Annotated in this window: 8 protein-coding genes and 2 pseudogenes; 6 read left to right on the forward strand and 4 right to left on the reverse strand. The window is 68.6% G+C overall.

Translation table 11 applies throughout. The features are described from left to right. Nucleotides 1–28: 28 nt before the first annotated feature. The 3 genes from ACYVMZ_RS35185 to ACYVMZ_RS35195 all read left to right on the forward strand — a co-directional run bounded on the left by ACYVMZ_RS35185 (nucleotide 29) and on the right by ACYVMZ_RS35195 (nucleotide 2,820). Nucleotides 29–547, forward strand: coding sequence for a phospholipase effector Tle1 domain-containing protein (locus tag ACYVMZ_RS35185; protein ID WP_461086947.1), 519 nt, complete (start codon nucleotides 29–31; stop codon nucleotides 545–547). Beyond that, nucleotides 544–786 carry a hypothetical protein gene (locus ACYVMZ_RS35190; RefSeq protein WP_461086950.1) on the forward strand — a complete coding sequence of 81 codons (243 nt, stop codon included), beginning with the start codon at nucleotides 544–546 and terminating at the stop codon, nucleotides 784–786. The genes ACYVMZ_RS35185 and ACYVMZ_RS35190 overlap by 4 nt, the downstream gene beginning before the upstream one ends. Before the next feature lie 87 nt (nucleotides 787–873). Beyond that, entirely contained in the window at nucleotides 874–2,820 is a 1,947-nt protein-coding gene (locus tag ACYVMZ_RS35195) for a phospholipase D-like domain-containing protein (RefSeq protein WP_461086939.1), read from the forward strand. Nucleotides 2,821–3,139: 319 nt separating this feature from the next. Here ACYVMZ_RS35195 and ACYVMZ_RS35200 read toward each other — a convergent pair. From ACYVMZ_RS35200 to ACYVMZ_RS35215, 4 genes and pseudogenes are all read right to left on the reverse strand, one after another. After that, a pseudogene (locus ACYVMZ_RS35200) lies at nucleotides 3,140–3,900 on the reverse strand (transposase family protein). Nucleotides 3,901–4,027: 127 nt separating this feature from the next. Then, nucleotides 4,028–4,876, reverse strand: coding sequence for an alpha/beta hydrolase (locus ACYVMZ_RS35205; protein WP_461086940.1), 849 nt, complete (start codon nucleotides 4,874–4,876; stop codon nucleotides 4,028–4,030). A 223-nt stretch (nucleotides 4,877–5,099) separates the two neighbouring features. Beyond that, nucleotides 5,100–5,915, reverse strand: a pseudogene (locus ACYVMZ_RS35210) (IS5 family transposase). Nucleotides 5,916–5,960: 45 nt separating this feature from the next. Then, nucleotides 5,961–6,545, reverse strand: a complete 585-nt coding sequence (locus tag ACYVMZ_RS35215) for a DinB family protein (protein ID WP_461086941.1) — start codon at nucleotides 6,543–6,545, stop codon at nucleotides 5,961–5,963. 181 nt (nucleotides 6,546–6,726) lie between these two features. On the opposite strand from ACYVMZ_RS35215, the gene ACYVMZ_RS35220 reads away from it, so the two are divergent. The 3 genes from ACYVMZ_RS35220 (at nucleotide 6,727) to ACYVMZ_RS35230 (ending at nucleotide 10,429) form a co-directional block, all read left to right on the forward strand. Continuing rightward, nucleotides 6,727–7,131, forward strand: coding sequence for a peptidoglycan-binding protein (locus ACYVMZ_RS35220; protein WP_461086942.1), 405 nt, complete (start codon nucleotides 6,727–6,729; stop codon nucleotides 7,129–7,131). A 682-nt stretch (nucleotides 7,132–7,813) separates the two neighbouring features. Beyond that, the gene (locus ACYVMZ_RS35225) at nucleotides 7,814–8,716 is read left to right on the forward strand and encodes an aminoglycoside phosphotransferase family protein (RefSeq protein ID WP_461086948.1); all 903 of its coding nucleotides are present in this window, start codon (nucleotides 7,814–7,816) and stop codon (nucleotides 8,714–8,716) included. Between the two features lie 1,068 nt (nucleotides 8,717–9,784). Continuing rightward, nucleotides 9,785–10,429, forward strand: a complete 645-nt coding sequence (locus ACYVMZ_RS35230) for a CBS domain-containing protein (protein ID WP_461086943.1) — start codon at nucleotides 9,785–9,787, stop codon at nucleotides 10,427–10,429. Nucleotides 10,430–10,522 lie beyond the last annotated feature (93 nt).

The following is a 10,522-nucleotide window of genomic DNA, read 5'->3' on the forward strand; positions in this document are numbered from 1 at the left end:
GCGCGAGACGGAAATCCGCTTCACCGGGGTGTGGGACACGGTCGGCGCCCTGGGCACCCCGGTTCCCAGCACCGCATTGCTGCGGCCGACCGCGAACCGGCCCAACCGACGCGCGGCGTTCCACAACACCGAGCTGAGCAGTTGGGTCAGGGCGGCCTTCGACGCGCTGGCCATCGACGAACAGCGCTCGGCATTCCGGCCGACACTGTGGCACCAGCAGGTCGGCGCCGCCGAGCGGGGCCAGGAGCTGAAGCGGGCGTGGTTCGCCGGGGTGCACTGCGATGTCGGCGGCGGCTGGAAGGAGACAGCACTGTTCGACGTCACCCTGCTGTGGATGGTCGACCAAGCCCGCAGATACGGGCTGGAGTTCGACGCCGATGTGCTCAGTGCGGCCGGGCCCAGGGTGATGAAGCCGGAGGAGAGCATCGACTTCCGTGTACGGCCGGACGGTTCGGGCGATCTGCACGCCTCACGGACAGGCATGTACGACTGGCAGACATGTACCGACTGGCCAAGCCGCTGCACCGGCCGTTCGGAAGAGCGGTGAACGACAACGGCGAGCCCGACGGCAACGAGTTCCCGGCGGTGCCCGCCAAGGAGCGCCACGACCGCAGCACGGGCTACCGGCCGCCGGAGCTGGAGCGGTATCTGGGCGGTCAGGAGCATGTCCGGCTCGAGCCCGTCCTGCTGCCGGGCCTCGCTGCGGGCCTGGCGCCCATGCCCCCCGCGGCATCCGGCGCGGGGGCGACGGCCGACGCGCCGAGCGGAGGCGACCGCGCCACGTGACACCGCGGCCTCGGCCGGTCCAGCTACAGCCGCCGGATCCCGGAACGCGAGAAGGCGGCCCCCTCGACCTCGATGAAGGAGACCGGGATGCTCACCTCCGCACTTTTCGCCGGAGATCCGCTGCTGGAGGCGATCGCGCAGGACCAGGACCGTATCTCGCGGACCAGGCACCGCACCGATCCGGCCGTGCAGAAGGTGCAGATCGCACTGCTCGGCTGGGACCCGGACTGCCTGCCCCAGTTCGGGGCCGACGGTGACTACGGCGGCGAGACCGCCGCCGCAGTGGCCCGGTTCAAGGTCGAGGTGCTCGGGGTTCCTCCGGCCGAGGTCATCGACGACGTCGGCCCCTTGACGGTCCTCAAGCTGGACGAGATGCGCGCGGCGGCCGAACGTCCGCCCGCCGAGAGCGTCGCGCCCGAGGACTGGCTGCTGACCGCCGCCGAACTCGGGCCCTTCCGCTCCCCCGCCTTCACCCTGGACAACCTGATCGTCTTCTTCGTCGACGGTGAGGGGTACTACGACACACTGGCCGCACGCCTGGACGGTCTGGCCGCCGGGGACCGGGTGCTGTTCGCCGGCTGGCGGTTCTCCCCCGAGCAGCGGCTGCGCCCGGCAGTCGCGGGCTCACCGGGTATCCTCGACCGGCTCCAGAAGCTCCGGGCCGACGGCATCGGCGTGCGCGCGCTCGTCTACGGCTCGGTGATCTCCACGCTTCCCGTGCGCAGGCCCGCGGTCCCGGCCTTCCCGTCCAAGGACAACTTCGACTTCCGTACCGGGCTGGCGAACGCCGGGGGGGAGGCGGTGCTCGACGCCCGGGTGGGAAGGTTCGGCTCGCACCACCAGAAGTGCGCGGTGCTGCAGAGCGCCGCCGAGGGACCCTGCGCGTTCGTCGGCGGGATCGACGTGTGCCTCGACCGCTGGGACAACGCCGCCCACGCCGATCTGCCCATACGGCAACGGGAGCCGGACTTCCTGGGCAAGAAGATCTCCCTGCCCGGCTGGCACGACATACAGTGCGCGGTGTTCGGGCCCGCCGTCGGCCAGATCTGGCAGTCCCTGGCCCAACGCTGGAACGACCCCACACCGCCGAGCCCCATCGATCCCGTGCCCGTACCGATCCCCCCGTCGGAGGCACCCGGACCACCGGTGACCTCGGGCACGCACGCCGTGCAGGTGCTGCGCACCCTCACCTGCAACGGTGTCTATTCCTTCCTGCCGGGCGGCGAGTTCACCGTCGCGGCCGCCTACCGCAAGGCGATTCGCCGGGCCCGGCACTACATCTACATCGAGGACCAGTACCTGTGGCCCTCGAACGTCGTCGACGACCTGCGGGACGCCGCCGCGCGGGGCGTCCAGCTCATCCTGGTCACCGCTCGTGACTTCGACCTGCCGGGGCTGGGCGCAGTCCACAAGGCGATGCGGGCCGAGATCCTGCAGCGGATCGCCTCGGGCGGTCCCGCGAACGTGCACTGCTTCCATCTGGAGCAGGCGGGGTCGTCACTGCAGATCTACGTCCACGCGAAGCTGATGATCGTCGATGACCAGTACGTCGCCGCGGGCAGCGCCAACCTCAACTTCCGGTCGCACACCACGGATTCCGAACTGCATCTCGGCATCTTCGACACGGATCTGGCCGAGGGCACCGTCGGGGGCGCGCCGCACCGGGTCGGCGTGTCCGTCCGTGAGCTGCGCGCGCAGATCTGGGGAGAACACCTCAACGAGGACCCGTCGCTGCACGAGGACCCGCTGGTGGGTCTCGCGCGCATGCCGACGGCAGGCGGCAAGACCGGCCATCTGGTCAACTTCCCCGTCCCCGCGCAGGTTCCCGGCGTGGACTGGCGCGAGGTGCTGCGGGAACTGCTGCGCACGATCCAGCACATGGAGAACTGGCAGATCCTGGCGCCGGTGGTCCTCGGCCCCCTCTCCCTCCCCGTCGCGCTGGTGCCGGGCCTGGACCTCGGCACCCTCGCGGACGTCATCCCCAACCCCGAGGCCGTCGTACGCGACCTCCTCAACCCCCACACCGTGTGCTGAGCCGCGCCATGGCTCTCTGCCGCATCGCTGGCTCTCTGCTCTGGAAGGTCCGGAGGCCCCGCAGAGTTCGTACGAGGCGTGGCCCCCCTCGGCGGTTGTGTGTCCAGTGATGTCCCGCTGGCCGGCGGTCCGACCGCTTCGAGGAGTTCGGCGACCTGCGGAGTTCCGGGGTCGGTCGGCGTTCCTGGGTCGGTGTATTTCCTGCGGCAGCCCCCGGGGAATCGTCCGCGATGGTTTCCCAGCGGACCGCCGGCTGGGACAAGATCCGGCACCGTGCAACTCGATCGCACCTCGACTGCGGATCGAGCCCTTTCCAATCTCAGGCCCCTGCGATGTGAAGCGCGAGGACGGCCTGCACGAGGCCAGTGATGCCGGTGGTGCTGCACCGCGGTTTACGCAGGAGACGCCGGCTCTTCAGGGTGGCCATGGCCTGTTCGCCGACGGCGCGTATGCGCGCGTGGGTGACATTGGCGGCCTGCTGGCCGATGGAGAGGTTGCGGTGTTTGCCGCGGAAGGGCACCCGTAGGGTGCCGCCAGCGCCCTGGTAGCCCTTGTCGCCGTAGCAAACCATGCCGACCTCGGCCAAGGCATCGATGATGCCGTGGGCGCGGGCCGCCTTGATGTCGTGCACGGCGCCGGGCAGCGCGGCGGAGGCCCACAGCAGGCGGCCGAACGGGTCGGCGAGGACTTGGACATTCATGCCGTGCTTGCGGTGCTTGCCCGAGTAGAAGGGCCGGCCGGCGGCGATCCGGTCAATGGACAACAGGGTGCCGTCCAGGATCACGACGCCTTGGCTGCCGCGCGTTTGAGGGCCTGTTGAAGCGTGGGAACCAGCGCGGCCAGGAGGTCCACGGCCTCGCGGATGTAGCGGTAGACCGTGGCCACACCTGTGCCGAAGGAGGCCACGAGCCGGGTGTAGGTGTCACCGCAGCGCAGGTGGGCCAGGACGAGCAGGGCCTGCCGATTCGGGGGGCAAGCGCCGCCAGCGGGCGCCGACCTGTCGGCGGCGTTCGGCGAGCTGCCTGGTCAGGAAGCGCAACGTGAGCTGGACAGGTCGATCGCGGACGGGTAGGCAAGCACGACGACGCTCCTGTCAAGCGAGTGATCTTGGTCGTGAACTCGCCTACCAGGAGCTTCACGCCTTTATGCGACCAGGGTGCAGCCCACCTCACCGCAGCCGGCGCCAGGTTGGATGAGCAGGTATCGATCAATCCTCGTTGGGCCGCCATAGCCAACGCAGAGCGTCCGGCAGCAGGACGCCGCCGTGGTTGGGGCTGTGTCCGCCGTCTCCCAGGACAAGGCGGAAGTCGTAGCCCGCTTCAGCGAGAGCGGCTGCCACGCGCAGGTTTTCGGCGAGCCAGTTCCACTGTGGCTGATTCCAGTGCAGGTCGCGGTGGCCGCCTTGCATGAAGATGCGCAGCGGCTTGCGGGGGACGCGGGAGATGAGGTCTGGGTAGGGGTTGCCGTCCGGCATCTGCGCGAAGCTGGACAGGTATCCGATGACGCGGCGGAACTTGTCCGGTCGCAGCCACGCGGCGGTAAAGGCGCAGTTGCCGCCGCTGCTCCCGCCGCAGATGCCCCACCTTTCGGGTGACTGGGCGATGGTATAGCGCTCCGCAACCTGCGGAATGATCTCGGTGAGGAGGAAGGTGACGTACCGGTCGTCGAAGGCGTCGTACTCGTTGTTGCGGTTCTTCGGGTTCTCCGCATCGGGGAAGACGCCAGGATCGACGAACACGCCGATGGTGACGGGGATGTCGCCGCGGTGAATGAGGTTGTCCAGGACGATCGCGCCGCGTACCTCCCCTGCGGGGTCCAGGTACCACCATCCGTCCTGGAACACCATCAGGGATGCCGGTTCCGCTGGGTCGTACTGTGCAGGCACGTGTACCCAGAACTTCCGGGAGGTTCCCGGGTAGACCTCGCTGTCCCTCCAGTCGAACGCGACCGTCTCGCCAGCGGGCACGCCCGGCTGTGGAGCGGAATCGGGTCCGTGGACGTAGCGCACGTCCGACTGGTCGATCGGAAGTGGCTGGTAGGGCATCTCGATGGTCACGGGGAGCAACCGTAGGGCGATCACCACCCTTGACTGCAAGGGCTTTTCGTCCAGAGGCTCCGCAACGCAGCTTCAGTGCGAGGTTGGAAATGGCTCATCGTCTCTTCAATAGATGAATAGTTGCAACCGGTCCGGAGACATACGGTTGATGCGTGAATAGCTGAAGCTATACATGCGTCTGCGTTTACGTACTGCGCACACCTGACTAGAGCAAAAGGGTGTCTCACGTGGCAAGTTTCGCGAGCTTCTTGTAGCAGGCCAGGACGGCGGCCAGGCCGAGGAAGGCGAGGAAGTGCGAGCCCTTTCGTTCGTATCGGACGGTGAGGCGGCAGTAGCCGAAGAGCCAAGCGATCGACCGTTCGATCTTCCAGCGGTGCCGACCGAGGCGTTCGCCGGACTCGATGCCGGGCCGCGCGATGGGCGCGACGGGCCCCGCTCGCGCAGCCAGGCCAGGTGTTCGGCGGAGAAGTACGCCTGTCCGCGCGGAGTTTGACGGGTCGGCGCCGCCGTGGTCCCCGGCGGGACCGGACGGCGGGCATGCCGCGGATGAGCGGTTTGAGGGCGAGGCTGTCGTGCTTGTTCGCGCCGGACACGGCGACGGCGAGCGGGATGCCCTGGGCATCGGACAGCACGTGCAGCTTGCTGCCCTTCTTGCCGCGATCGACCGGGTTCGGCCCGGTCAGCGATCCCCTCTTTTGGCGCGAACGGAGGCCGCGTCGACGATCGCCGAGGTCCAGTCCACCTCGCCCCGGGCCCCGAGTTCGTCCAGCACCGCCCGGTGCAGCCGACGCCACAGGCCGACCTCGGTCCATACCGTGAAGCGGCGATGCGCGGTGGCGGGCGACGTGCCGAACGTCGGCGGCAGATGCCGCCAGGCACAGCCGCTGGTCAGCGCGTACACCACTGCCGTGAACACGGCCCGCTCGTCACACGGAGCGGTCCCACCACCTTGCGGATGAGCAGCGAACGACGGCAGCAACGGGGCGGCCAGCTCCCAGAGTTCATCAGGAACCAGACGCTTCGATAGATCAGCACCCACGACCGGCATCATGCCGCACGAACATCAAGCCACGTGAGACAACCTCTAAGCCTTGATCGGTGCGGCCGACCTGGCGGCCTGCTCGATCTTCGCGCAGTGGGCTGCACGGGCTTCCTCGTCGATCTGCTTCTCGTGTTCGGCGCGCAACCCGGTCCGGCCGTCGAGGCCCTCACGCAGGATATCGGCGTGCCCGGCATGCCGGATGGACTCGCCGAGGACATGGACCATGATGGCGAACAGGTTCGTGCCGGCATAAGGCTCCGGCCACCACGGCACGTGGCCGGGGGCGTCGAGGGAAAGCTCGTTGATCGTCGCGTCCGAGTGTTCCCACGTGCGCCGGTAGAACCCGATGATCTGATCGCGGGTCTCATCCTCGGTCGCCCACAGATCGCTGCCGTTGGAGTCCTGCCACCGGGGCAGCGGTTCCGGGGAAGGGCGGTCGAAGACCTCGCCGAAGTACCTGGCCTCGACGGTGGCCACGTGTTTGACCAGGCCGAGGAGGTTGGTCCCGGTCGCTGTCAAAGGTCGGCGGGCGTCGTATTCGGACAAGCCGTCGAGTTTCCAGAGCAGCGCCTTGCGGTCCCGCCGCAGTCTCCCGTGCAGGTTGTCTTTCGCGGATTCATCGATCATGCGGCATGAGCCTGTCATGGACTGCTTGTGGTCTCAAGATCCCGTACGTGGTCCGCAACGACTGGCAGAGCCGAGGCCTGGACATGGCCGCCGCCCTGACCTGCTACAAAAAGCTCGCAAAGCTTGCCACTTGAGACAACCTCTAAGCCATATGGGTGAGGGAAGAACGAAGTTCTACGTAGTGAAGAAGGGCGACGATCTCACCAAGATTGCCCGGGATTCCACTCCAGAATTTGGCCAGCGTCAGGCCGTGCATGGCGAGATCACCAATCCGAACGTGATTCAAATAGGGCATCGAGTCCGCGTCTCCGCACCGGAGTCGTTCGGCGAGTACCAGCCCTTCCCGGGTGCCGACTTCTTCCAGCCGACCACGACCAGCCCGATCATCGAGGCCATGGACTACCGCCTCATCGAAGAGGGTTGCTCGGCATACGCTAACGGGCCCGACTGCCAGTGGAGCGACGCCGACCGGGCGTCCTACTCCAAGTGGCAGCGCAAGCTGGGGTTCAGCGGCGGAGGATGCGGACCGTATTCCGGGCAAGAAGTCCTGGGACAGGCTCCACGTACCCGCGGTTCTGACCGGTGATCAGCCCTCGGCTTTTTCGTCAGCGCAATGGGCCCTTGCCGGTCCAGCGGCGGACGGAGGCCGCGGCGGGGACGAGGATGCGGCCGGCGTAAGCCGAGAAATCCAAGACCCGCATACCGACTCCAGGACCCTTTGGCCCTGCCGGTCGACCCGCTAGGTGAAGCACTCCACGGCGTGCGCCCGATCCACGGCCGCGAGGACGATGAGCCGGAGATGGTGATGCGGAAATCGGCCCCGCCCGCGAGGACGTAGCCTACGCCTCGCTGCTCGAGCAGGGCGGCCTCCGCGAGCGCCCAACAGTTGCCCGGGCCTGGGGTAAGCAGGAATAAGGGTTGTCGGGACCTGCGCCACTCCCTGACCGGCGGGCCTGAACTGCGAACACGCCGGAGCCCTGGGGCCGGGGCGCGGAGGGGGTCTTCCGGGGGGCGGGGGTCTGTTGAGGCTCGTCGGCGGTGCTCGCCACGGGGCGCTCCAGGGGGTTGGGCGGGCCTGTCCCGCCGTTCACCTTGTACAGGTGTCGATCCGGTGCGGCGGTGTGACGCCGGGTCTTCGGGTATTGCCGAGCCGTGATCCCTTCGTGAGGGCGCTGATCCCTCGCAGCGAAGGTTGAGCGTTGTCAGCGAAGGTTGGTGACCGCCGGGCTTTCTCAGCGAAAGTTGAGTGCCCCGTATTGTGGCTTCGTATGACGGATTTTGAGATCGAGATCACGGCAGACCTGATCCACGACCTGCTGCAGGAGCAGCATCCGGACCTTGCCGGGCTGGCCATCCGTGAAGTGGCGGGCGGTTGGGACAACCAGCAGTGGCGTCTCGGGGACGAATTGGTCGTGCGCATGCCGCGTACAGAGCGTGCCCCTGACCTCCAGCGCAAGGAGTGCCGTTGGCTGCCCGTCCTGGCCCCGCGCCTGCCGCTCCCGGTCCCGAACCCTGTACGGATCGGTGATCCGTCCGCACGTTTCCCGAAGCCCTGGACCATCATGTCGTGGGTCCCCGGCGAGCCACTGGACTACACCTCCATCAGCCGCGGCGACCACGCGGCGGACACTCTGGCGAACTTCCTCAGGGCGCTCCATGTGGAGGCGCCCGCTGAGGCGCCGACCAGTTCGGACCGCGGTGCTCACCCCAAGAAGTGCACGGACGGCTTCGACCACTTCTTTCAAGCCGTTGTCCCCGGCGACGTTGCCGACGAGGTCCGGGCCGTCTGGGACGATGCCGTTGCGGCCCCCGAGTGGGAGGGCCCGCCGGTATGGGTGCACGGTGACCTGCATCCCGCGAATGTCGTCGTCTCGGACGGCACGCTGACAGGCGTGATCGACTTCGGTGACATGTTCGCCGGCGACCCGGCGTGGGACCTCGCGGCCGCATGGGTGATCCTTCCCGCGGGCGCCGCCTCACGGTTCTTCGACGTGTACGCGCGTGCGGACCAGGCGATGATCCGGCGCGCCCGCGGACTGGCCGCTCTGAAAAGCCTGTTCCTCATGCTCATGGGCCAGAACGGAGACCGGGGCCTCTCTGGAGGCAAGCCGACATGGGGACCCGCAGGCCGGGAAGCGCTCGATCGTGTTCTGAGAGCTGGTGTGATGTAGACGTGCAGCGACGAACCTCAGAGACCCCACACCTTCGCTGAGACAGGTCAGGCGCAGGTGTGACGCTGCGCGCTTGTTGGTGAGCGGCTGAGCTCGAGGCACAGGTAGCGGGCTCGCGTGGATTTGTGGTCGGCGGTTTCGTTGACCGGTGCTTGGCGAGTGGGGATGCGGCACTCCCCGCGTGCGTCGTCGGCCGGTTCGTCTCTTCGGCGGCTATCCGCTTCCACGGTTCGAGAACGGGGAAGACCGGGAGCGTACGAGGTGGGAGAGGCGACGCTGCGGGCGTCTCGCCACGTGAAGGGTGGTCCCCATGAATCCCTGGGCTCGTCGTGCCGTGTACGCCGTGGCGCTGCTGGTGGCCGTGGCCGTCGTGTTGACAGCCGCCGCCTGGCTCGTCACCCAGTTGTGAGGCCGGAGGCCCCTCCGGCGTCCTGCTCCTGGCCACGGCGCCGACAGCTGGCGCGCGGTCGGGGCAGCAGGGCAGGGCTGGTCGTCACGCTGGTGGAACAGGAGCTGGTGGTGGAAGTCGGCGTCGACGTCACCCAGGACCCTTCCGGCCAGTGGCAGCACCCCGCGCGCCGGCACCGCCCCGCCGACGCCGGGCGACGTCATCGGCGTGGCAGCTCCCGCACACGGACAGGTCGCCGGCTTTTCAGGCGCCGCCCCGCGCCGTGGTCTCCTCCCACCGTTCGCCGGTGAACTTCGCCCCGCGCCGCCTGCACACCGGACGCTGCGCCTCCCGTTCCGCGGCCCGGCGCCGTTCGTCCTCCGCGTCGGCCTGCGCGGCCCGGCGGTGGCAGAGGGCGTCGCCGTCGGGATTGTCGAGCGCGGCAGCCGGCGTCTGCTCGCCCTCGCCTCCCAGGCGTCGCCATCACGGTCCACCGCCTCGCGCCAGCCCTCCCCGCCAGGCCGAACGTCACTGGCCGCCGGAGCTGCCCGGTGATGTCATGGGTAGGGGGAACTGCGTGGACGAGTCGGCAGGCTCCGCGGAGGCCGGCGGCCCGCGCGTTGTCCGCCCGGGCGGTCCAACCGCTCCCGCCCCGTCGCACAGCGGAGGAGGCCGATGCCATGCTGCGCCGCCGTACGGTCGGTGATGTGATGACCGAGGAGGTCATCACCCTCCGCCCCGACACGCCGCTCCAGGAGGTCGCCGTCCTGCTGGACGCGAACGACATCGTCGCGGCCCCCGTCGTCGACGACGACGGCGTCCCCGTCGGCGTCGTGTCCGCATCCGACGTGCTGCGGCACGAGACCGGCATGCCCGATCCGCAGGGGCAGGACGGGGACGACGAGCACGCCTGGGGCAAGGCCCGGGCCCGGACCGCGGGCGCGCTCATGAGCAGCCCCGTCTTCACCGCCCGCGCCGACTGGACAATCCCCCGGGCCGCTCGGGAACTCCGCCGGCGACATGTCAAGCAGCTGCCGGTGGTCGACGACAACGGGCTCCTCACCGGCATCGTCACCCGCAGCGACCTGCTCGACGCCTTCATCCGCTCCGACGACGAGATCCGCGACGAGGTCGAGCAGGACGTCCTGGGGCGCATCCTCGGCCTGGACAAGAACACCGTCGCCGTCGAGGTCCGGGACGGGGTCGTCACCCTGCGGGGTCACGTTCCGGAACCGCGTCTGGTCCCGGTGGTCGTGGGCCTGTGCCAGGGCGTCGACGGTGTCGTCGCCGTGAACGCTCACCTCGCCGCCGCCCGGGCGGGCTAGTGAGCCGGTCTTGATGTCTCGCTTCGCCACGTGAGCTGTGTTCTGTTTCAGATCATGGCTGTGCTGGTGACAGCGCTGCTGTTCTTCGGTGTG

This window comes from Streptomyces deserti (assembly GCF_054782695.1).